General features: G+C 38.3%; 1 protein-coding gene. It reads left to right on the top strand.

Going from position 1 to position 339, the window contains the following annotated elements; all coding sequences use genetic code 11:
- Positions 1-339 (top strand): hypothetical protein (locus tag AOA61_RS31385; protein WP_218197408.1); only part of this gene is annotated, 339 nt, incomplete at both ends.

Below are 339 nucleotides of genomic sequence, written 5' to 3'. Positions count from 1 at the left end.
AACAAAGATCTGGTTAAACATGCTAAAGAATATTACCCTCAAACCGATACTAACGATAAAGTGATCCTTAATCCCAAAGCACTTAATTTGCTAGCTATGTGGGTTAGAACACCGCAGGAGCTCAATAGAGTAGTCAGAATCATTTTAAATGCTAGAAATAGTGTATTGACCCAGTTAGATAAAAAAGGCGTTAAAAACGCAAAATATATCCTTAGAATCGACGGTAATCAACCACGTGATCCTGAAGAACTAAAAGCACTCAAAGAATTACGAATTGAAACAGAGGAATTGCAACGGGAAACTCCTAACTCGCCCCGGAGAGTATTAAAGGCATGGAGG

This window comes from Pseudomonas sp. 2995-1 (assembly GCF_002742505.1).
In the GTDB taxonomy this organism is placed as follows: domain Bacteria; phylum Pseudomonadota; class Gammaproteobacteria; order Pseudomonadales; family Pseudomonadaceae; genus Aquipseudomonas; species Aquipseudomonas sivasensis.
The sequence above is the reverse complement of the archived record's forward strand: the minus strand, read 5'-3'. Positions and strand labels throughout refer to the sequence as shown.